Origin of the sequence: Mucilaginibacter sp. 3215, assembly GCF_050433785.1 — a bacterium.
Taxonomy (GTDB): domain Bacteria; phylum Bacteroidota; class Bacteroidia; order Sphingobacteriales; family Sphingobacteriaceae; genus Mucilaginibacter.
On the sequence record NZ_JBNPWO010000006.1, the window covers coordinates 279,320 to 300,748 of the forward strand.

Genomic DNA, 21,429 nt, shown 5'->3' on the forward strand with positions numbered 1-21,429 from the left:
TTGTTGATTATGCGGTAAAATCAGCAGAACCTAAATCTCTTTTTGGACCAGGACCAGACATAGCGAAGTCTGCAGAGCCTAAATCTCTTTTTGGACCAGGACCAGACATAGCGAAGTCTGCAGAACCTAAATCTCTTTTTGGACCGGGACCAGACATAGCAAAGGCAGCAGAACCTAAATCTCTTTTTGGACCAGGACCAGACATAGCGAAGTCAGCAGAGCCTAAATCTCTTTTAGGGCCAGGACCAGATACTGCGAAATCGGCAGAGCCTAAATCTCTTTTTGGACCAGGACCAGACATAGCGAAATCAGCAGAACCTAAATCGCGTTTTGGGCCAGGACCAGATACTGCGAAATCGGCAGAGCCTAAATCTCTTTTTGGACCAGGACCAGACATAGCGAAATCAGCAGAGCCTAAATCACGTTTTGGCTGAGGACCGAAAGCGAAATCAGCAGAACCTAAGTCGCGTTTTGGTTGAGGACCGAAGGCGAAGTCAGCAGAACCAAGATCACGTTTTGGTTGAGGACCGAAAGCGAAATCAGCAGAACCTAAGTCACGTTTTGGTTGAGGGCCGAAAGCGAAATCAGCAGAACCTAAGTCACGTTTTGGTTGAGGGCCGAAGGCGAAGTCAGCAGAACCAAGATCACGTTTTGGCTGAGGGCCGAAAGCAAAATCAGCAGAACCGAGATCGCGTTTTGGTTGAGGGCCACGGGCAAAATCAGCAGAACCTAAGTCGCGTTTTGGCTGAGGGCCGAAAGCAAAATCAGCAGAACCGAGATCACGTTTTGGTTGAGGGCCACGGGCAAAATCAGCAGAACCTAAGTCGCGTTTTGGTTGAGGACCGCGGGCAAAGTCAGCAGAACCTAAATCGCGTTTTGGCTGAGGGCCGCGGGCAAAATCAGCAGAACCTAAGTCGCGTTTTGGCTGAGGACCGAAAGCGAAATCAGCAGAACCAAGATCACGTTTTGGCTGAGGGCCGAGAGCAAAATCAGCAGAACCGAGATCACGTTTTGGTTGAGGGCCACGGGCAAAATCAGCAGAACCTAAGTCGCGTTTTGGTTGAGGGCCACGAGCATCAGCAGAACCTAAATCACGTTTTGGTTGAGGGCCGTTAGCGGCATTTGCTAATGTGGCGGTCGATAATATAGTGCTTAATGCTAAAGTTGCTACCAGTGTTAAATTTTTCATGATGTTTTTTTAATGTGGGGGTACGTAAATATTTTTTGTTTATTAAATCTTTTGTTTGTTATTGTCTGTTTTTTAGTCGGCGCTGCCTAAGTCTCTTTTAAAACCGGTTGTCAGCGAGTTCACTGGTGTAATCACCATTTTCGTTTTGTTTTCATTTTTGTTTGTAGCTGATGATAATGCTCCTGCACTAAGCACTACTGTTGTTATGAGGATGAATTTTTTCATGTTGTTTTATGTGTTATTGATCTTGAATAGTTAAATCAGTCAGCACTTCCCAGGTCTCTTTTGTAACCGGTTGCGAATAAGTGAAGGTTAGCAAACTCAACTTTTGGACTTTCCTTTTTACAGGACGAAATGGCCCCAGTGAACAGAACTGCTAAAGCGATGGTGATTATTTTTTTCATGACCGTGTTATATTATCGATGTTGAACTTTCTGTATGATTTAATTGGATTTCAATCGGCGCTTCCCAGGTCGCGTTTAAAACCTGCCGGCGTTTTGTTGAAATTGACAGCTGTTGGCTGTACATCTTTTTTTGCCGATGATGACAAAACTGATGACGATGAGAGCACCCCGGCGCCTATGGTAAGGAGTACAAAAAACACTGCTTTTTTCATATTGATTAATTATTGTATTTAATATTATATTTTTTAAATTAATACGATATCTGATATTTAATAAAATCCGTCAAGCTTATTTAAAGCTTATCACAAATATTTTAAAAAGTTGATTTTACTCTCTGTTTTTTAAAAACCCTGTTTTTCTAAAATTTTAAAAAAGATTCTCTGTTTCGTATTTTTACACTATTAATTATGGCGTTAAATTACTAATTTTAAATGTAATATCATCCAGATTACTTACCGGTATGGTATACAATTTATTGCACGATTTTTACATTATTTCATTTATTTGATGTACAAACTATAATTATATTGTAAATCTCAGGATATATATTGCAATATTATTGTAATTGGCTGCAATATATTGGGAGCGATATTGTATAGGATGTTCTTTGTATTTAATATATTGTATTTCAGATATTTAACAATGCAAATATAGATATGTTTTTAATAGGGATAAAAAACATATGAAAATAATTTTCCACAGTGTTTTTTATTCTTAACATTAAATATAATTCAGCATTATTTTATAACTTTCACCCCAACAGAACGTAAAAGTGTTTTAATGAAAAAAATCGGCACATTTATATTATTCTTTTTATTATCGCTGTCGGTATACGCGAATGATATAATTGATGTTGCTGCAAAAGATACTAATGAGGTAATAAGCCTGAATACCAGCGCTTATACAAACAGGCTCACAAACCCCGAACAAACGGTGGAAGACGCTACCAAAGCGCTTAAGCTATCCACCAAACTCAATTATATTAATGGTATTGCAGAAGCTTATCGGGTTATCGGTATTGGTAAATACTACCTTGATCAGCCTGAAAAGGCTATTGAAAACTACCTGAACTCCCTTTCATATTTTACCCGCAACAATAACCTGAGGGGCGAAGCCAAGGTTTATAATAATATCGGGATCTTGTTCCGTGACCATGACTACGAACGCTCCCTTACCTATCTTAACCGATCGCTGGAAATAGCACAAAAAATAAATGATACTAAATTGGTAGGCTCATTGTATTTAAATATCGGTAACGTTTACACGCGTAAAAATAACCTGTATATGGCGCTTAAGTTTTATGATAAAAGTTTTCCCATATTTCAGAAACTGAGCGACTCGGTAAACCTGATCCAATGTTTGCAAAACCGTGGCGTTATTTATTTTAAACTTAAGGATTACGATAAGGCCCTGGGTTTACTGCTGGAGGCTAATGCCGGTGCAAAAGCGCGCGACCTGAACGAGTCAGTAGCCAGTGTTGACCTTACGCTGGCAGCGCTTTACATGACAAAAGGCGATTTTAAAAATGCGGAAAAGATGGTGCAGGAGGGGACTGCTTATACACAGTTAGTAAAAGACCCTAAGCTTGACTACGATTATAAATACACTACATACGAACTGGAATATAACAAAAAGAATTTTGCCCGTGCGGTAAATTTACTAAGGGAAATATATACCCAGGATAGTGTTACCTATAAAACCAACGTATCGGCGCAAATGAACCTGGTTGAGGCCAAACGCCGGCAGGAAGAGCAACTGAAAGAAAACGAAAGAATTGCAGAGCGCCAGGCTTACGACCGGTCGAAGTTTTGGGCGGTGACCGTGGTTGCGGGTTTGATGCTTGTAGTAATTGGTTTGCTGATCAGCAATGTAAAACGTAAAGCCAAAACCAATGCACAGCTTACATTGCTAAACGGTGAGGTATCCCGGCAAAAAGATAATCTTGATAGGATAAATCATCATCTTGAAGAGATCATTGACGAGCGTACCAAAGATCTGCAGTTAAAAAATAAAAAGCTTTCTGAGCATTCGTCATACCTGTCGCATCAAATCAGGGGGCCTATAGCTACGTTACGCGGCTTGATCAACCTCGAAAAAGAAGGCCTGGTTGACCAGGCCGAATGTTTGGATATGATGGATAAATGCGTATCCGAAATTGATGAAAAGATCATCGAGATGAGCGACATGCTGCATAACCCGCCGAGAGTTTAACTTTCGTCCGATCCTCCCTCTCCAGGTTTAACTAAAGTGTACAGGCAGGCTGGAGTGGATCTGCGCTTCCATAAGCCCAAGGTAAATACAATACCACGATATCATTTGTAAAACCAGCAGCTGTCTGTGTTTATTATAGCCCTGTGTTTCAAAAGCCAGTGTTGTTTCATCGCCGGCAGTTACAAAAAACCTTACTTCGCCTTTGCTCGGTTTAAAACGTGCGCGCAGCAAATCAAACGCTTTAACTTTTAGCTTACTTTTAGGATCATGGATGATACCGTCGCTCGAGGTTTCGTTTTTTGATATGGAAATAAGATAATTTGACATACAATTTGCTTTAGTAAACTGCGTGCCACAATTATTACTCCAAAATGGCTATAAAACGCTCATTATGGATAAATTAGCCCATACAATGGGGGGCTTTTTTTTCAAATTTCCTTTTGTTAAATATTGTTAACTACTATTTAATGTAACGTATGAAACAGGACACTGATGCGAAGCAAACAATGTACACTATCGGTAAATTGTAATGTTTACTGCACACCTTTAGATGGCTACACTGGCCTTATTGCGCAGCTCTTCATAAAGTAATATGACCTTACGTTGTAAACTGGCGATTTCTGATTCGCGATCTATCAGTTTTCTCTGTGCAAGGCTTAAACTCGACGGCTTCATATCAGTTTCGTCAGTATCGAGGGCCAGTATGTTCACCACGTTTACATCGAAAATATTGGCAATTTGTTCAAGACGCGAGAGGTTGATATCGGTTACTCCTGTTTCAATTTTTGAAAACGCAGGAATAGAGATGCCCAAACGGTTAGCCACATCTTCCTGGCTCCATCCATGCTGATGGCGTAATGCCCGGATGTTTTTACCAACGGATTTGTTTGTTTGCTTTTTAATAGTATCGCTCATATCAATTAAATATTAATTAAGGAAAGGGGATACTTATGCAATCCAAATGGTATGCCATCATTAAATTACCTTTAAATTAGTGTTATTAAGGCGATTTAATGATGGACCGTGGCGGGGGCTTGGGGAATCAATTCCTCAAAGTAGGGATTTTAACTCTTGGTTTATGTTTACTGAACTATGTAAAGTTTCGCAAATTTTAATAACAACTGCTTTTGACCAATCTCCTTAAAGAAGATTGTGGCTTTTATATCGGGCTTATTACCCTCAAGAGCGAGTACTTTGCCAAAGCCGAAACGTTCGTGTTCAACCTCCATACCCACTTGCAAACCGGATGTATCAGAAGGTTTGAAATTAGCTGAAGGTACGTGCGCTTTGGCCAGTATCGAAGTGGTTTTTACCGGTGCTGCAGCTGCCGGTTTTGGCCGCGAAAATGTGTCGGGCTGTTTATCCCTGCTCCATGCTTTACGCTCATCATCAAAAAATGGATTATTGCCAGAAGCGGGTTTGGCGGTATAGTCTAGTTCAAGATATTTCGCGTCAATTTCATCCAAAAAGCGGCTTGGCTCGCAATTAATCAAGGTTCCAAACTTAAAACGCGAGGTGGCGTAACTAATATGGAGCTTGCTTTCGGCACGCGTAACGGCTACATAAAACAGGCGTCGCTCTTCTTCAAGATCGCTGCGTGAGTTAAGCGACATTTGCGACGGGAAAAGGTTTTCTTCCAGTCCTACAACATAAACCTGCGGAAACTCAAGCCCTTTTGATGAGTGGATGGTCATAAGCGATACCGTATCGGCATCTTTGTTTTTATCATTATCATCGTTAGTTAAGAGGGCCACATCCTGCATGAAAACATCAAGGCCTTTTTCTTCAATATCCTCCCGCTCTGAAAACTCCTTGATCCCGTTTAAAAGCTCCTGGATATTTTCGTAACGGTTAAGCCCCTCTACCGATTTATCTTCATAAAGGTCCTTCAATAAGCCCGAATGCTGCGCGATATATAAAGCCGACTCATAGGCAGACTTGGTTTTGGTCAGCACCTGGAAGCTTTGGATCATGGTAGCAAAAGTGGATACGGCCCCCGATATTTTACCCTCGAGGTATTTGCCCGGTTCAACAATAACTTCCCAGGGCGTTATACCATGCTGATCGGCAGCTACAATGATCTTATCAACCGAGGTATCGCCAATGCCACGTTTAGGGTAATTGATAACGCGCTTTAAAGCTTCTTCATCATTAGGGTTAAAGGTGAGCCTGAAATAAGCTATCAGGTCCTTAATTTCCTTACGCTGATAAAACGAAAGCCCACCATATATTTTATATGGGATGCCCAGCTTGCGCAAAGCCTCCTCCATAGACCGCGACTGCGCATTGGTGCGGTAAAGGATAGCAAATGCCGACCATTTAAGCCCGTTTGAGCTGCGGTCTTGCATAATAGCTTCGGCTACTATTTTGCCTTCCTCATTATCGCTGAAGGCCCGCATAACTTTGATCTTATCGCCCGATTCTTTTTCGGAGAATACGTTCTTCTTAAGCTGGTCTTTATTATTGCGGATGATGCTGTTGGCTACATTCACAATGTTTTGAGTTGAGCGATAATTTTGCTCCAGCTTAAACACTTTCAGATCGGGGTAATCCTTCTCAAAGTTTAAGATATTCTGAATGTTGGCACCACGGAAGGCATAGATACTTTGGGCGTCATCACCTACTACGCACAGGTTTTCGTTAACAGCGGCAAGCTTTTTAACAATAAGGTACTGCGAAAAGTTGGTATCCTGATACTCATCAACCATGAGGTATTTAAACTTGTGCTGGTATTTATTGAGTACGTCGGGGTGGAGTTTCAGCAGCTCGTTGGTTTTGTACAGCAAATCGTCAAAATCCATTGCTCCAGCACGGTAGCAGCGGGTGGCATACATCTCGTAGATCTTGCCCATTTGCCCGCGGCCGCTCGAAAAGTCGTCGGCCTGGATCTGCTCGTTCTTGTTATATTCCTGCCAGGAGATCAGGTTATTTTTTGATGCCGAAATGCGGTTGAGTACAAAGTTTACATTATAAAGCTTATCATCAAGGTTCATTTCTTTTAAAATGGCCCTTAAAACGCTCTTGCTGTCGTCGGTATCGTAAATGGTAAAGTTGCTTGGATAACCGATTTTTTCGGCCTCAACCCGTAATATTTTCGCAAACACCGAGTGGAACGTACCCATCCATATGTTTTTAGCTTCCGCGCCAACTACATGGGTAATACGCTCGCGCATTTCGCGGGCGGCCTTGTTGGTAAATGTAAGTACCAGTATGTTAAATGAATCAACACCCTTGCGTATCAAATGCGCCACGCGATAGGTAATAACCCGTGTTTTGCCCGATCCGGCACCGGCAATGATCATCACCGGCCCCTCGGTTTGTTCAACCGCTGCCCTTTGTTCGGGGTTTAATCCCTGTAAGTAATCCAAAATCTTTTCCTCTTTTCTTGAAGCAGCGAAATTAAGGTTTTGGGGCGAAAGGGGGAAAAATTTCGGATATCGAATTTGAGATTTCGGAATTATAGTAATGACTAATCGTTGTCGGTAATAAATATTCATTAGAATTGTAACTAATATTAAAAATGGCAGAAATCTTCGACACTTATACCCGCCGTCCGCTCATTTATAAAATGATGCAGATACCTGCGGTTTTATTATTGATTTTCTTTGTAATGGCTCCCTTTGCCAGGAATTTAAATGGGCCTTTGTTATTCATAATGATTTCATGTTTCTTTTTGGGTTTTATCGGCTATTTTGTGAACTTGTTTTGGTCGAGTATGCCGAGTTATACAAAAGACGGAGAGTTGTTTTTTGCGGAAGATAGGGTTGTGTTGAATAACACTGTATTTATCTTAAATGATCTGAAACTGGTAGAAATAGATTGCCATAATTATGTAGGTAAGCCCGGAAGGTTAAGAAATGACGGCACTTATAACAAGATCAAAATCTCCAAAAAGAACGGAGAATCTATCGAATATCGCTTCGTTATTAATTCAGGCAAAAAATGGCATAATCTCGGGGTGATTATGAAGCAATGGAAACAAAATGGCTTCAAAATAATCTCTAATGGGATAGATCTTATCTAACTTCCTTCCATCAATTCAAAAACTTGTTAATCGTTTTCACCAGCTTATTTATATCAAAAGGCTTGGGTACAAAGGCATCATATCCAAAATTAACCAGGGCAATAGCCTGTTCATGGTAAGCTGAAATCAGAATCACCGGGATATGCCGGGTATCTTCGTTGCCTTTAATAAGCTGACAAATACGACCGCCGTTAAGGCCGGGCAGCATATAGTCGGTTAATACAAGATCGGGGTTGTACGCTTTTACAGCACCAATAATATCATCAGTACGGTCAAGACCGGTAACCTCAAAATCATGAAAGGTGAGCACTGTTTCAAGTACCCGTAAAATTTCAGCGTCATCTTCAATTATGAGTATATTTCTTGCCATAGTTAACATGCTAATTGTAATTTGCTATTAGCCTTTAATATTAAAAATAAACAAAATGTTTTATAATTAAAAATATTTTCAAGTGTTTAATTGAAGTCGATATAGGTTTGTATTAGTGGGTATATTGCTTATTAACAGGTGGATATAGTGTTTTTTTTAAGGATATTTTATGGTTTTTTAAAGGGTGCATAATTTTACACTGACCGCGATAAAAAAACTCACAGTTAAGCAAACACAATTATCAAAAAAAGCGATGAGCCCAAACACCCATCGCTTTTTGAAGTTCCCTCTAATCTCCTCACAAATCCGAAATCGAAATTCCCAAATCCCAAATCAAAATCACTCTCCCCTGTAAACGTTGTTTTTCAGGTCAACGTCAGGTAGTTGACGATCAGGGTCTATTTCCATGCTTTTAATAGCCGATGTTGAAGGATATTTAAATTTCCAAACACCATCGCGTTGCCAGATGTTTACCGGTAAGTGAATAGTTTCGGTTTTGCCGTTAGCCTGAACAATTTTAAGATCAACAGGCATAGCCATTTTTTCATTATTGGTAAGTGTGATCAGCGCGCCATCGGCCGGGTTACCTTTGATATAGCTTACCGAAGTAATGGCCTGGTCAAGCTTCCAGGTGGTGAAGAACCATGATTTCCAAAACCAGTTCAGATCTTCGCCTGTGGCATCATTCATAGCCCTGAAAAGATCGTACGGAAGCGGGTGCTTAAACGCCCAGTTTTTAACATACTCGCGGAAGGCATAATCAAAGCGCTCTGGGCCAAGTACTACGTTGCGTAATATATCCAAACCTAACGCGGTTTTGGTATAATACTGGCCATAATCATTGAGCCCTATGGCTTCAGGAGCGGTCATGAGCGGGTCTTTGCTGTTGCGGTAGCCGGCCAGTACATTTTGCGCCGAGCCACTTTTCTCAACATATTCGCCTTTATTAAATTTTTCGGTAGCATACTCATTAATAAAGGTGTTAAAACCTTCGTCCTGCCACATGTATTTGCGCTCGTTTGAGCCAACTATCATCGGGAACCAGTTATGGCCTATCTCGTGGGTAACATCGCCCCAAAGCTGCCCTTTTTTCAGGTTGCTGAGGCAGAAGATAGCGCCCGGATATTCCATGCCTAATGCCACGCCCGATACGTTAACTGCCGAATTCCAGGGATATTCAAAATATAGGTTTGAATAGATCTCCATGCTGTTTTTTAGGTATTCGGTTGAGCGGCCCCAGCCGTCATTGCCCGAACTTTCAACCGGGTAGGCCGACATGGCAATGCCCTTGCGGCCAGATGGGAAATTAACCCTTGCCGCGTCCCAGATAAAAGCGTCAGAAGCGCCCCATGCAATATCGCGGGTATTCTGCATTTTAAAGTGCCAGGTAAGCGTGCCTTTAAAGGGCCGGGTTGAGCCTCTGCCAACTTCCGCAGCGCTAATGATGGTTACTGTTTTGTCGCTGTTGCGGGCTTGTTCCAGTCGTTTTAATTGAGTGGGAGTAAGTACCTCTTCAGGGTTTTGCAAATCGCCCGAGCCAACTACTATTTTATTGGCAGGAGCGGTGATGTAATAGTCAAAATCGCCGTATTCGCAATAGAACTCGCCTAAGCCCATGTATGGCAGGGTGTTCCAGCCCTCCACATCGTCGTAAACACACATGCGCGGGTACCATTGAGCAATTTCGTAAACATAGCCTTGTTTAAATTTCTTGCGGCCCATACGGTCGGCGCCATAAAATGGGATTGCAAAATCATAATTAACCTTGATCTCTATTTTTTCGCCTTTGCCATCCATTGGGGTATTAAGGCGTAACTGCATCCGTGCATCGGTAATGACAGGATCAACGTTGTAGGTTTCGCCTTTGTAAGTAACATCAACAGAGGCAATATGATAACCACCGCGGCTAAAACCACGAACGTCAAACCTGTCGCCGGTATACGGAGTTACCGCCGCTCCGCGCGAATCTGGTTTAAAAAGGTTTTGATCCAGTTGCAGCCACAGGTAATCCAACTTATCAGGGCTGTTGTTGGTATAGGTAATGGTTACTTCGCCGGTTATGGTAGTATCCTTGCCTTCATTAAGGGAAGCTTTGATCTGGTAATCAGCGCGGTTTTGCCAGTAATTTGGTGAGGGCTTGCCTGCGGCCGAGCGCGTTCCGCCACTGGTAACGGGCCATGTAATTGGGCCAAAAAGGTCCTGGTGATTGTATTTTGTGGTGTCGGTAGTTTGGGCCGATGCCGGTCGCGTTAACGGCATCAGCGCCACGGCGCATAATAAATAATTCAGTTTTAAACAGTTCATCTTAAATTTTTGATAACAAGGGGGCAAATAAAGGGAAATAATTTGTGAGTTTGATAATTTTTAGGACTGAAAGGGTTGGAGATAAGTGATTTTGACTTATTATTAAAAATTCAAAAATGAGACTGGTCTGATACGAATAACCACTTTTACCTAAAACTTTTCTAAATAAATTCCATTTAACTTACAGGTGCAATTATATCTGCATTTTTGCAGCAAACACACAGCTATATGAATCGCCTGGCCAATTCCACATCGCCCTATTTATTACAACATGCCAATAACCCGGTAAACTGGTACCCCTGGGGCAAAGAAGCCCTTGATAAAGCCAAAGCCGAAAATAAGCTCATTTTGGTAAGCATCGGCTACTCGGCCTGCCACTGGTGCCATGTTATGGAGCACGAAAGCTTTGAAGATGAAGCTGTAGCCGCCGTAATGAACGAATATTTTGTTTGTATTAAGGTAGATAGGGAAGAACGCCCCGATGTTGACCAGATTTATATGAGTGCCGTACAGCTCATGAGCGGCAGAGGCGGATGGCCATTAAACTGTATCTGCCTGCCCGATCAAAGACCTATTTACGGTGGTACCTATTTCCGTAAAAACGATTGGACATCGCTGCTCTTTAACCTGGCCGATTTCTACAAACAAAAGCCCGAAGAGGCCGAAGACTACGCGGTTCGCCTTACCGAAGGGATTCAAAAATATGAGTCGATAGAATTTTTGGTAGCACAGGCAGAACATACGCGGGACGATCTGCAAGCCATCGTAAACAATTGGAAACGATATTTTGATAAGCAGGAGGGTGGCACCGGTAACGCGCCCAAATTCCCGATGCCAAATAACTGGCAGGCTTTAATGCGCAATGGCTATTTAATGAAAGATGATGAAGTAGCGGAGCAAGTGAAACTTACTTTGCATAAAATGGCTTTCGGGGGAATTTACGACCATGTTGGCGGTGGATTTGCCCGTTACTCGGTTGATGGGCGCTGGCATGTACCACATTTTGAAAAAATGCTGTATGATAACGCCCAGCTTATTAGCCTGTATGCCGAAGCTTACACCTGGCGCCCGGATGAATTGTACAAACAGGTAGTTGACGAGAGCATCACTTTCAGCACCCGCGAACTGATGTCAGCTGAGTATGGGTTTTATTCGGCGCTTGACGCGGATAGTGAAGGAATGGAAGGCAAATTCTATATTTTTACCAAAAATGAGATTGAAGAGATTTTAGGCGATGATGCCGGTTTGTTCTGTATCTACTACAATATTACGGAGGATGGCAACTGGGAAGAGGAGGAATCGAACGTATTGTTCCGGAAGGATAGTGACGAAGAACTGGCCGCAAAATTAGGGTTGCCTGCTCATGAATTGCTTGCCAAAATAGCTGCATCCCGTCAAAAAGTTTTTGAAGCCCGCGGTGTACGCGTGCGCCCGGGATTAGATAACAAGATCCTGGCATCCTGGAATGGCCTTATGCTGAAAGGCCTGAACGATGCTTACCGCACGTTTAATAAGCCAGAGTACCTTGAGCTTGCGCTGAACAATGCCGGGTTTATTTTAAATAACCTGCTTGGTCAAAATGGCAGGTTATCACGGGTTTACAGTGCCACATCGTCGCAGGATAAGCCTGTAGCATTTTTAGATGATTATGCCAATATCATCGATGGGCTCATTGCCTTATATGAGGTTACCTTTAATGAGCATTGGCTGCAGCAGGCCAAAAGCCTTGCCGATACAGCCATAGCCCACTATTATGATGAAACAAAGGGTATTTTCTTTTTCACTGCCGATGATGATGAACAGCTGATTGCCCGCAAATCTGAAATTATGGATGGGGTGATCCCTGCCTCCAATTCGGTTATGGCACGGGTGCTTAAAAAGTTAGGCTTGCTTTTTGATAACGAAAGTTACATTGAGGTTTCGGCACAGTTGTTACGCAATGTAATGCCGCAGCTGGCAAAATATGGTTCGGCTTATTCAAACTGGGTGATGCTTTTGCTGGATGAGGTGTTTGGAATAAACGAAATTGCGATAACAGGAGCCGGAGCGGAAACTTTCAGAAAGGAAATGGAAAATAATTACATCCCCAATAAAATTATGTTGGGCGGTAATACAGGAAGTTTACCTTTGCTGCAGGATAAGTTTGGTGCATCAACGCAAATTTTCATTTGTAAAGATAAAACCTGCGGATTACCTGCTAATAACCCGGCAGATGCCCTTAATGAGGTAGAAGCCAGATTTTACAACTAAAAACAATTTACAATGAAAATTGCACCACAACACGTAGTATCATTAACCTACGATTTGTACGTAGACCGTGAAAACACCGGTACCGAAACTTTGGTAGAAAGTACCACCCAGGAACAGCCGCTTACCTTTTTATTTGGTGCAGGACAGATGCTGCCTAAATTTGAGGATAACCTGAGCACACTTTCAACAGGTGATGCCTACGAGTTTCGCTTATCTCCCGAAGATGCTTACGGCGTATATGATGAAGAAGCAGTAGCCAACCTGCCAAAAGAAATGTTTCAGGGCACCGAAATCCCTGAAATTGGCAGCATTTTGCCTTTACAGGATAACCAGGGCCACCGTTTCCAGGCTATGGTGGTTTCAATTGCCGAAGATGCCGTTATTGTTGATCTTAATCACCCTATGGCCGGTCAGGAACTGCACTTTAAAGGCAATATCCTTAACGTACGCCCTGCAACAGCCGAAGAGTTATCGCACGGCCACGCGCACGGTCCGGATGGTCATCACGATCACTAAGCCCCATTAATAGCGTAGCTATATAATTAAGCGTCATTGCGAGGTACGAAGCAATCCCCGATTAGCAGGTCCGCCCTGTATAGTTTGGGATTGCTTCGTACCTCGCAATGACGCTTTTGGTTTAAGAGGAAGTATGGATGCTTAATAGAACTCCAGCCCCCCGTCGTTTCTGAATGCGCACTTAATAAGCACACGGCAACCAACTGCTTCGCCGTTTACAGTAGCCGGCACAAAGATCTTATCGGCAGGATCGGGTACATCAATGCTCATATTAAAGGTTTTTTCGTACGAACCGCTGTATACATGTACCTTGAATGATGCAAGCCTCCCCAGCGGACTAACCAGCAACTCTACCGCACCAAACGATACATTTGGATTAAGGTTCATTAAATCGGGCGGAAGCTTAAATAAGTTCAGATAGGGGAGGTAGCCAAAAAATCTGCCGCCTACTTTAAGTGGTTTGGTTGTTTTTGCTGTGTCATTAAGTTTTACATCAACAAAATACTGCAGGTTTGATGTGCTGTCTTCAGGAGCTTCGTAAGTGATCTGGTTGGTCCTGTAATCGAAATTTTGTACCAGGTGCCCGCGATTGTCAAAAAAGTGCCATACGCCCGCCCTTTTGTTGTTGTCGTAATAGCCGCTGGCCAATGCATAGTTTTTTTGATAAAGGGCCTGGTATAAACCTTGCCGGATACCCTTATTACTCTTAAGTACGCTGAACCGCTCAACTACCGAATCGGTAAGACGATGTTTTTGGACCACTGTTTCCGGGCCGGTTTTTTCGGTGGCATCTTTGGTTTGTGCAATGGCACAGCCGATATATAGTATCGATATAAAGGTTAAAATAAGTTTTCTCAATGCAGGGATATAGATTGTTGTAAATATATAACAGCGCTTAACGTTTTTCAAAAAAAGCAGGATACAAATTATCCTCTGCCACCACGGCGACCGCCGCCAAAGCCACCAAAGCCATTACCGCCGCCGTTACGCCCGCCCTGTGGACGGCTGCCGCTAAATTTTTGAAGCCGGATGGTAAAGCTGAGCATAAAATACCTGCCCAGCCGGTTGGTACGTGTATCAATGATCTGGTTGCCTACGGCAGTGCGTGTTATACCTTTGTTTTCGTCAAAAATATCAAAAGCCTGGAACCGGAGCGAGGCTATATGCTTGTTTAAAAACTGGTATTCCAGGTAGCTGCTCAGCAGAGTAGGGCTCGCTTTCACGGTACTACTGAAACCGTGATTGATGGTTTGAGTTAAGCTGTAACCAAGCACCCAGCTGTAAAAAAAATAATTGCGGCCGTCGAGCCCTAATGTCCAGGTTTGGGCATCGGTATTTAATGAGGACGGCAGGCTATAACGGGTAGTATTAATGCTGTAATTAGCGCTGATCTCGCTGTCCATAATGCTGTCAAGATCAACCCTAAGTTTAACACCCTGGTTAAGCACCCAGTTTTTTCCCTCATTGCGCTGATTTTCAATATATGAAATGTTGTTGTTGTAGCTTGCGCCGCCGTTTAAGGATACGGTGTACTTGCGTTCGGCAAATGGTTTTGAAAAGGAATAGTTGCCATTTACATTATAAAAACCGTTGGTGTTAATATAGCGGGTTGCCTGTATGGTATTGTTGCCTTTTGCGCTTTGGGTGCTATCAGTAACGGGGGCCGAATTGGTAACTATTTTATCCTGGGTTTCGGCAAATGATAAACTGGCGAACAATGAATTGCCGCTGGCAATATCAAACTGGTTATAACGCACATTAAAGCTGTTGGTGAATTCGGGTTTCAGGTCAGGGTTACCATAAACCCTGTTTTGAGGGTTTGAATAATCGGGCTGAAGCTGCAGCTGGCTAAATGATGGCTGGGCATTGGAGCCACTGTAATTAAATGAAAACGAGTGGTTTTTTGAAAAGTTATAGATAAACCTTGCCGTAGGGATAATATTAAAGGTAGATGTGGAGGTATGAAAGTTATGCGATTCCCCCTCGAGCTTTGAAGGCTGAACAGCCAGGCCCAGCGTATAATTATATTTAGGTTGTATCCCGCGAAGGTTTAAACCGATGCGGTTGGTGATGAACTGGTAGTTATACAACGTACTCAATGAATCAACGTAGGTTTGATTGCCTGTTGCAGGATCAACCCGGTAGTTGTAGCGGTTATTATCGGTGTTCGAATAATTATAACTGTAATTGCTTTCCAGGTAAGTTGTTTTGCCAACAGGTTCGATGTATGAAAAATGCAGGCTTACCCTTTGCGATTGATTATCAGAGTTGATCTGCTGAAACAATGGTGTTACCACGGTATCCTGCCGGGTGGTGTATTTATCGCTCAGGTCCTGATCGTTTTTAGAATAGCTTACATTGGCATTAACACTGAAGTTCCGTCCTTTTTTATGGAACTTGTGGTTGTAAAGCACGTTAAGGCTGCCTGTTTGCGATGAGTTATTGGTGAGGGCCAGCTCATTGCCGGTAACTAAACTTTGGTTACGGGTATTGCTGAAGGTGTCGGTACTCATGTTTTCGGCGGTGGCATATGAAAAGCCCGGGTTTATTTTGATATAATTAGATGTATCTATTTTGTATTCGATATTGAAATCAAAGCGGTGGTTGATACCATGGTTATGGTTAGTACTGTTGTCCATATTGATGATATTACCCGATTGATAAAGGTTTTGCTGCAGGGTTGTGCTGTTGATATCCCTGTCTTTATCGGCAAAACTATAGCTGCCATAAACCGTTACTTTTTTGCCCCAGTCATCGCGGTAATTGGTGCCTAAGGAGCGGTTGGTAGTAATACCGTTAGCCGTACTCACCCCGCCTGCGCTGCTGCCTCCGCCGCCACCTCCACGCCCTGCCCGGCCTCCGCCGCCACCGCTGCTGCCAAGATTGAAGCTATTGGTGTTATTGTTATTCCAGGTGCCTATAACCGCCAGCTGCCTTGCATCATAAAATGAATTGGCCGAAAGACGGGCTTGGTATCGGTCGTCATTACCAACGCCAACGCTGCCCTGGCCAAAATTGCCTTTGCTTTTTCCCTTTTGTATGGTGATGTTCAGGATCTTGTCCGGGTCGCCGGTTTTGATGCCGGTAAGGTTGGCCTGGTCGCCGTAATCGTCAATCACCTGTATGTTTTCCACAATATCGGCAGGCAGGTTCTGGGTTGCGGTTTGCACATCGCCGGTAAAATAATCCTTACCGTTAACCCGCACTTTGGTAACCTGTTTACCATGCGCGGTTACATTGCCGTCTTTATCAACGCTTACGCCCGGCAGCTTTTTGAGCAAATCTTCCACCGGCGATCCTTCCCGTACTTTATAGGCGCTGGCTTTGTATTCAACGGTATCTTCTTTTATGGTGATGGGGATCACAGCCGAAACTACCACCGTGTTCAGCATATTGGTTTGCACCTTTACTTTGATGGGATCGAGGTTAATGGGTTTGGTATCGTTATCCATTACATAACGGCGGGTAAAGGGCTGGTAACCGATTCCGCTAATGGTGAGTTTAAAGTTTTTGGAGACAACGGCTGGGAAATAAAATGCCCCGGCAGTGCTGGTTGCTACTACTACGCTGTCTTTATCGGAGATTAGTTTTACCGTAATTCCGGGTACGGCTCCCACGCTGTCAACTACCGTACCGCGCACTTCGCGGGCTTGCTGGGCATAGGCAGTTGATAAAAAAAGAATACCGATAAACGCGAGCAGTAAGTGTTTTTTCATAGTTTAGGGTCAATTTAGGTTATTGACCATTAAAGTTTAACGAAGGTTTAACTATTTAACCCTATGTAATACTAATGTTGCATATATTGTATTTTAGTGCTTAACCTTATACTATATTACCATATATTATGAACCCCTTACCTGATATAGACGGCTATAAAAGCGTGGCATTTTCGCAGGCCACCATTACCGAACTGATGATCCCTTCGTATTCTAATTTTGGCGGAAAGATCCATGGAGGGATCTTGCTTTCGCTAATGGACAAGGTAGCCTATGTATGTGCTGCCAAACACGCCGGTAATTATTGTGTAACAGCATCTATCGACACGGTGGATTTTTTACAGCCCGTGGAAGTAGGGGAACTGGTATCACTCATGGCATCGGTAAACTATGTAGGTAATACTTCGCTGGTGGTAGGGATTCGGGTGATATCTGAAAATATCAAAAACCATTCGGTAAAACATACCAACACCAGCTATTTTACCATGGTAGCCAAAGACGAATTTAACAAGCCGGCCAAAGTGCCCGGCCTGGTTTTGGAAAACCGGGAACAGGTAAGACGTTTTATTGAAGCCCGCCGCCGTAAAGAGATTAAGCAGAGTTATATGAAAGAGGTTGAACAAATTCAAATGCCCGATAACTACGAGAATTGTATTGAACTGCTGCAGGGCGAGCGGTGCATTGTTGCCGGATAGCTATTGCCTATATTAAGTTTATTGTTAGATTGCAGTCTGAAACTGTTAGCGAATGACAAGGCCCCTTGGTTTATTATTGCTGTTATTAATGCATAGTACTGTTTATGCGCAAAAAACAAGCGGAATTGAGCCGGAAAAATCGCCGGCGTTAATCAAAACCATCGACAGCCTTAACAAATTGGTTGAGGAAACCTATGTTGGTGCCCCCTACGAGGCAAGGGTAAGAGCTGAGCATGCCTTGCTGCTTTCGGAAAAAATAAAATATAATGAAGGTACCGGCGCCGCTTTTTTAAATTTAGGACATGTGTACTGGTCGCAGTCATACTATCCTATCAGTTTGTTTTATTTTAATTCGGCTTTAAATTATCTGCCCAAAAACAAGCCGCTGTTATTGGCCCACTGTTATAGCTCCATGGGCAGGGCTTATACAGATTTGCAAAATTACAGTAAGGCCTTGAAAAATTTAGATATAGCCGCCCGCTTTGCTGGCCATGATCCTAAAATGCTTGCCGAAGTTTATAACGAACGTTCATTTATTTACGCCAGGCTTAAACAATATGATAAAGGCATTACTCTTGCCAAACTTGCTATGCAGCTTAGCCGTACGGTAAATGACCAGCCCGCAATATGTATATTATATAGCCGGCTGGCTAATGCTAATCGGTTAAAGGGACAATATCAACAGGCCGTAGCTTATTCAGACACTGCCCTGCAAATGAGTTATATTGTTAATAACAGGCGTTTAAGAGCTATCTCATTTATTGAACGTGCTGTTATTTATAATTCGTTAAACCAGTTCGACAAAGCCATTAACCTTGCAAAAAAAGGTGCTGCTTTATCCGATAGCATCGGTGTTATGGATGGCATTTCGTCGGCTTATAAAACCATGGCCTATAGCTTTGAGCAAAAGCACGATATGGTGCAGTCGTTAGCCTATCAAAAAAAATATACCCAGGCGCTTGATAGCCTTAGTGCTGCCAATAAGCGTAAAAGTACGGAGCTCATACAGAGTTATTTTGAGCTCAACAGCCGTCTTAATGCTATTGCCGCGGTTGAGGAAAAGGCAGGGCAATACCGCGAAAAAATTCATTTGCAAAAGGTTATAATCATTACACTGCTTATTTCATTGCTGGTTGTAATATTGGCTTTGTCGGTTACCTATTACCTTTATAAACAAAAGCGGGTTTTAAATAACCGAATGCGCAAGCAGCATAAAGCCTTATTAATTCAAAAAGAACTGATAGAAGACCAATCGGTAAACCTGGCAAATATTAATAATCTTAAAGATAAGTTACTGGCTGTAATAGGGCATGATCTGCGCACACCGCTCGCTAATCTGAATTCTATATTACGTTTATACAACACCCGTGTTTTAAGCGATGATGAAGTTCAGGACTTGATGAAGGAAATAGAACCGGTAGTACAGGGTGCCGAATTAACCCTTTCAAACCTGCTTGAATGGGCAGGCAGCCAGATTAAGGGAATTAATCATGAGCCATCAGCGGTCGACATTTATTTAGTTGGTAATGAAATCGACAGGATCTTTGGTTACCTTTTTCAGCAAAAAAATATCAGGTTTGAAAACATGGCTTTACCCGGGATGTGTGTACAGGCCGATGAAAGGCATGTAAAAGTAGTTTTAAGTAACCTCGTTAGCAATGCTATTAAGTTTACGGGCAATTACGGCATAATTAGTTTATTAAGCACAGTTGACGAAGGCATGTTGGTGATTAGTGTTAACGATACCGGCAACGGTATTCCTGCAGAAAAACTTAGCAAGTTATTTAGCCTTAATACGAAATACACAGCCACAGGCACTTCCGGCGAGAAAGGCACCGGCATTGGTTTGTTTTTATGCAAGGAGCTTATTGAGTTTAACGGCGGCAGGCTTTGGGTAAATTCAGAATTAAACAGGGGCAGCACCTTCAGTTTTAGTCTTCCTTTGGTAACGGATTGAGTTTTCCTCAAAAATTATTCCTATTTAAAATTAGCGGTTTGCTATACGATTAATGCTTATTAAGTAATATGTAGCTGATATTAACTTTTATAATTTCTTATAAAGAAATTTAATTATTTTGAAAAAGTTTTAATCATTTGTTGGGTAATTTAAATCTATTTATCCCGTTGTTACGTATAAGCAGTAAGTACTTTTTACTATATTGTGACAATTATAATAATTCTCCGACAATTTTAACTAATCTCCCAAACACTTAATGGCATTTTTAAACACTGTGCTCGAACCACCTGCATATGGTTGGACAGATGGACTTGGCAACCTCTCAAAACCTACTAACACACAAATTGTAAAAGAATTTTTTAAACGGCTAAATGTATTCAGGGATAAAAAAAACTGGCTTTCGTTTTTAAGCTGGTCGCTGGTGCTGGCTTTAGTGCCGTTCCTGGGGCTGTTCATCTTTAAATATTTCAGTATCACCGGGCTTATTGTTGCCTTCGTATACAGCATGATTATTATGGGTACCCATGGTACAATCTGGCACCACCGGTATTGCACTCACGGAGCTTACACCTTTAAAAATAAATTCTGGCGGTTTTTTACTCAAAACCTTACGCTTAAAATTATCCCTGAAGAAATCTACGCTGTATCGCACCATGTGCACCATGCGTTATCTGATCAACCCGGCGATCCTTACAATGCACAAGGCGGTTTTATGTATTGCTTTTTAGCTGATGTTAACCACCAGCCAATAGCACGAAACATGGACGAAGCCACTTACAAAAAATGTGTTAACCTGATGAAACATACAGGGGTAAATACAAATACTTACAAGCAGTATCAAAAATGGGGCACCCTGGCTAATCCAACCCGCACCATCATTGGTATTATACTGAACTGGGGCTTTTGGTTTATGGCTTTCTACCTTTTAGGCGGACCGGCATTGGCTTGTGCTGTATTTGGCTCTGCCGGCATTTGGGCAGTTGGCGTACGTACATTTAACTACGAAGGTCATGGTAAAGGAAAAGATATGCGCCGTGAAGGTATCGACCATAACCGCGAGGATATGTCAATCAATCAGTTGTGGCCGGGTTATGTAGCAGGTGAGTGGCATAACAACCACCATTTATATCCTAAAAGCGCCCGCTCTGGCTTTAAACCATATCAGTTTGATTTGGCCTGGTGTTATATTAAAATGATGAGTATGCTGGGAGCTGTAAGCTCATACCGCGATTCAAAAGCTGATTTTTTGAAGGAATATTGTACGCCGGTACCGGTAGTAGCGCCAGCGGCTATACCAGTTGCTGAAATATTGGTAGCGGCGGAATAAGCTGTTATTAAATACATTAAAAGGCCATAGCAAGATAAGTGCTGTGGCCTTTTTGTTTGGTTTGCCGCCACTTTGGCTACTGTTAGTATTGTCATCGTCATCTTGTGGAAAGAAGAAAAGGCGTGGGATTGTGCGATTTCCTCCCCTGTGAGGGTGTAGGGAGGGGTTTCGTCGACGTGCCTATACCGGAAATAGCAGATGAACCCCTCCCTGCCATTACACATTTCCATCACACCCCTCCCAGGGGGGAATTGAAAAACTTTTGCCGTTGTTGGTGTTGTCACCAACAACTATGCGCTGTGCAATTCAACTGGTGATCTCCGCTCTATGTCATCCGATGCGTTAACCTATCTGGTGGTTGTTGGTGACAACACCATATCCGTTAACCTAAGGGATTGAATATGTCGTAAACAATCTCAAAGGCTGCTTTTTTCCGTTTCTTAGGTTCAATGAGCATGTTTTTTAT

17 protein-coding genes are annotated in these 21,429 nt (G+C 42.6%); 7 read left to right on the top strand and 10 right to left on the bottom strand.

What is annotated here, in order from left to right; genetic code table 11:
* Window positions 1–7: 7 nt before the first annotated feature.
* From ABIC84_RS13755 to ABIC84_RS13765, 3 genes are all read right to left on the bottom strand, one after another.
* Entirely contained in the window at window positions 8–1,189 is a 1,182-nt protein-coding gene (locus ABIC84_RS13755; protein ID WP_429263893.1) for a hypothetical protein, read from the bottom strand.
* Between the two features lie 72 nt (window positions 1,190–1,261).
* Window positions 1,262–1,414, bottom strand: a complete 153-nt coding sequence (locus ABIC84_RS13760) for a hypothetical protein (protein WP_426589214.1) — start codon at window positions 1,412–1,414, stop codon at window positions 1,262–1,264.
* 229 nt (window positions 1,415–1,643) lie between these two features.
* A complete protein-coding gene (locus ABIC84_RS13765) occupies window positions 1,644–1,805 on the bottom strand; it encodes a hypothetical protein (protein WP_175489905.1) in 162 nt (53 codons plus the stop codon).
* 568 nt (window positions 1,806–2,373) lie between these two features.
* Between ABIC84_RS13765 and ABIC84_RS13770 the strand changes: the two genes are divergently transcribed.
* Window positions 2,374–3,804, top strand: a complete 1,431-nt coding sequence (locus tag ABIC84_RS13770; protein ID WP_373614214.1) for a tetratricopeptide repeat protein — start codon at window positions 2,374–2,376, stop codon at window positions 3,802–3,804.
* Window positions 3,805–3,831: 27 nt separating this feature from the next.
* On the opposite strand, the gene ABIC84_RS13775 is transcribed toward ABIC84_RS13770, so the two are convergent.
* The 3 genes from ABIC84_RS13775 to ABIC84_RS13785 form a co-directional block, all read right to left on the bottom strand.
* Window positions 3,832–4,131, bottom strand: a complete 300-nt coding sequence (locus tag ABIC84_RS13775; RefSeq protein ID WP_373614213.1) for a hypothetical protein — start codon at window positions 4,129–4,131, stop codon at window positions 3,832–3,834.
* A gap of 219 nt (window positions 4,132–4,350) precedes the next feature.
* Window positions 4,351–4,719, bottom strand: a complete 369-nt coding sequence (locus ABIC84_RS13780; RefSeq protein ID WP_373614212.1) for a helix-turn-helix domain-containing protein — start codon at window positions 4,717–4,719, stop codon at window positions 4,351–4,353.
* Between the two features lie 167 nt (window positions 4,720–4,886).
* Entirely contained in the window at window positions 4,887–7,172 is a 2,286-nt protein-coding gene (locus ABIC84_RS13785; protein ID WP_373614211.1) for an ATP-dependent helicase, read from the bottom strand.
* Window positions 7,173–7,324: 152 nt separating this feature from the next.
* Between ABIC84_RS13785 and ABIC84_RS13790 the strand changes: the two genes are divergently transcribed.
* Window positions 7,325–7,828 carry a hypothetical protein gene (locus ABIC84_RS13790; protein ID WP_429263894.1) on the top strand — a complete coding sequence of 168 codons (504 nt, stop codon included), beginning with the start codon at window positions 7,325–7,327 and terminating at the stop codon, window positions 7,826–7,828.
* 10 nt (window positions 7,829–7,838) lie between these two features.
* Here the strand turns inward: ABIC84_RS13790 and ABIC84_RS13795 are convergent, their stop codons facing one another.
* Together ABIC84_RS13795 and ABIC84_RS13800 are read right to left on the bottom strand one after the other, a co-directional pair.
* Window positions 7,839–8,198, bottom strand: a complete 360-nt coding sequence (locus ABIC84_RS13795; protein ID WP_373614209.1) for a response regulator — start codon at window positions 8,196–8,198, stop codon at window positions 7,839–7,841.
* A gap of 339 nt (window positions 8,199–8,537) precedes the next feature.
* Window positions 8,538–10,502, bottom strand: a complete 1,965-nt coding sequence (locus ABIC84_RS13800; RefSeq protein WP_429263895.1) for a M1 family metallopeptidase — start codon at window positions 10,500–10,502, stop codon at window positions 8,538–8,540.
* A 228-nt stretch (window positions 10,503–10,730) separates the two neighbouring features.
* Here ABIC84_RS13800 and ABIC84_RS13805 point away from each other — a divergent pair, with 228 nt between their 5' ends.
* Both ABIC84_RS13805 and ABIC84_RS13810 read left to right on the top strand, forming a co-directional pair.
* On the top strand, window positions 10,731–12,752 hold the full coding sequence (locus ABIC84_RS13805; RefSeq protein WP_429263896.1) for a thioredoxin domain-containing protein: 2,022 nt from the start codon (window positions 10,731–10,733) through the stop codon (window positions 12,750–12,752).
* Between the two features lie 12 nt (window positions 12,753–12,764).
* Entirely contained in the window at window positions 12,765–13,268 is a 504-nt protein-coding gene (locus ABIC84_RS13810; protein ID WP_426589201.1) for an FKBP-type peptidyl-prolyl cis-trans isomerase, read from the top strand.
* 141 nt (window positions 13,269–13,409) lie between these two features.
* Here the strand turns inward: ABIC84_RS13810 and ABIC84_RS13815 are convergent, their stop codons facing one another.
* Both ABIC84_RS13815 and ABIC84_RS13820 read right to left on the bottom strand, forming a co-directional pair.
* Window positions 13,410–14,126, bottom strand: coding sequence for a hypothetical protein (locus ABIC84_RS13815; RefSeq protein WP_426589199.1), 717 nt, complete (start codon window positions 14,124–14,126; stop codon window positions 13,410–13,412).
* Between the two features lie 68 nt (window positions 14,127–14,194).
* Window positions 14,195–16,984 (bottom strand): TonB-dependent receptor domain-containing protein, encoded by a 2,790-nt coding sequence (locus tag ABIC84_RS13820; protein WP_429263897.1) that lies wholly within the window; start codon window positions 16,982–16,984, stop codon window positions 14,195–14,197.
* Between the two features lie 128 nt (window positions 16,985–17,112).
* Here ABIC84_RS13820 and ABIC84_RS13825 point away from each other — a divergent pair, with 128 nt between their 5' ends.
* The 3 genes from ABIC84_RS13825 (at window position 17,113) to ABIC84_RS13835 (ending at window position 20,963) form a co-directional block, all read left to right on the top strand.
* Entirely contained in the window at window positions 17,113–17,679 is a 567-nt protein-coding gene (locus tag ABIC84_RS13825; RefSeq protein WP_274989303.1) for an acyl-CoA thioesterase, read from the top strand.
* 52 nt (window positions 17,680–17,731) lie between these two features.
* On the top strand, window positions 17,732–19,636 hold the full coding sequence (locus ABIC84_RS13830; RefSeq protein WP_426589194.1) for a tetratricopeptide repeat-containing sensor histidine kinase: 1,905 nt from the start codon (window positions 17,732–17,734) through the stop codon (window positions 19,634–19,636).
* A 256-nt stretch (window positions 19,637–19,892) separates the two neighbouring features.
* Window positions 19,893–20,963, top strand: coding sequence for a fatty acid desaturase (locus ABIC84_RS13835; protein ID WP_426589192.1), 1,071 nt, complete (start codon window positions 19,893–19,895; stop codon window positions 20,961–20,963).
* The last annotated feature ends 466 nt before the right edge of the window (window positions 20,964–21,429 follow it).

What these genes read in the sequence shown, in the direction of transcription:
- ABIC84_RS13805 (WP_429263896.1), top strand. Translation starts at nt 10,731, where the DNA reads ATGAATCGCCTGGCCAATTCCACATCGCCCTATTTATTACAACATGCC.
- ABIC84_RS13770 (WP_373614214.1), top strand. Translation starts at nt 2,374, where the DNA reads ATGAAAAAAATCGGCACATTTATATTATTCTTTTTATTATCGCTGTCG.
- ABIC84_RS13820 (WP_429263897.1), bottom strand. Translation starts at nt 16,984, where the DNA reads ATGAAAAAACACTTACTGCTCGCGTTTATCGGTATTCTTTTTTTATCA.
- ABIC84_RS13825 (WP_274989303.1), top strand. Translation starts at nt 17,113, where the DNA reads ATGAACCCCTTACCTGATATAGACGGCTATAAAAGCGTGGCATTTTCG.
- ABIC84_RS13790 (WP_429263894.1), top strand. Translation starts at nt 7,325, where the DNA reads ATGGCAGAAATCTTCGACACTTATACCCGCCGTCCGCTCATTTATAAA.
- ABIC84_RS13765 (WP_175489905.1), bottom strand. Translation starts at nt 1,805, where the DNA reads ATGAAAAAAGCAGTGTTTTTTGTACTCCTTACCATAGGCGCCGGGGTG.
- ABIC84_RS13830 (WP_426589194.1), top strand. Translation starts at nt 17,732, where the DNA reads ATGACAAGGCCCCTTGGTTTATTATTGCTGTTATTAATGCATAGTACT.
- ABIC84_RS13835 (WP_426589192.1), top strand. Translation starts at nt 19,893, where the DNA reads ATGGCATTTTTAAACACTGTGCTCGAACCACCTGCATATGGTTGGACA.
- ABIC84_RS13810 (WP_426589201.1), top strand. Translation starts at nt 12,765, where the DNA reads ATGAAAATTGCACCACAACACGTAGTATCATTAACCTACGATTTGTAC.
- ABIC84_RS13780 (WP_373614212.1), bottom strand. Translation starts at nt 4,719, where the DNA reads ATGAGCGATACTATTAAAAAGCAAACAAACAAATCCGTTGGTAAAAAC.
- ABIC84_RS13775 (WP_373614213.1), bottom strand. Translation starts at nt 4,131, where the DNA reads ATGTCAAATTATCTTATTTCCATATCAAAAAACGAAACCTCGAGCGAC.
- ABIC84_RS13800 (WP_429263895.1), bottom strand. Translation starts at nt 10,502, where the DNA reads ATGAACTGTTTAAAACTGAATTATTTATTATGCGCCGTGGCGCTGATG.
- ABIC84_RS13795 (WP_373614209.1), bottom strand. Translation starts at nt 8,198, where the DNA reads ATGGCAAGAAATATACTCATAATTGAAGATGACGCTGAAATTTTACGG.
- ABIC84_RS13755 (WP_429263893.1), bottom strand. Translation starts at nt 1,189, where the DNA reads ATGAAAAATTTAACACTGGTAGCAACTTTAGCATTAAGCACTATATTA.
- ABIC84_RS13760 (WP_426589214.1), bottom strand. Translation starts at nt 1,414, where the DNA reads ATGAAAAAATTCATCCTCATAACAACAGTAGTGCTTAGTGCAGGAGCA.